The 273-nt window shown below is 56.0% G+C and carries 1 protein-coding gene; it reads left to right on the forward strand.

Going from position 1 to position 273, the window contains the following annotated elements:
- A partial coding sequence (locus KMS84_RS44550; RefSeq protein ID WP_256921589.1) for a phospholipid carrier-dependent glycosyltransferase occupies positions 1-273 on the forward strand: 273 nt, incomplete at both ends.

Consider the following 273-nt stretch of genomic DNA (forward strand, 5'->3'; position numbering starts at 1 on the left):
GCACCAATGAGTTTGCTGCTCGATTCCCAGCCTGGTTTCTCCACTTGGCAAGCTGCTTCATCATCAGGCTCGCGACACAGGAGGTATCGCGCAAGGCGGGCATTTGGGCAGCCATCATCTTTTCCGGCACGGCGCTGGGCTTGGTGTCCAGTGGTGTTGTGCTGACTGACCCCGTTTTATCGTTCTCGATCCTGTTGGCCAGCTATGGTTTCTGGCGTTGGATGAAGTGCGCAGGCAAAGGGGATGCCTACCTTATGTTCTTAGCTCTCGGCT

The sequence above is a fragment of the Streptomyces hilarionis genome (assembly GCF_024539675.1).
In the GTDB taxonomy this organism is placed as follows: Bacteria; Actinomycetota; Actinomycetes; order Streptomycetales; family Streptomycetaceae; genus Streptomyces; species Streptomyces hilarionis.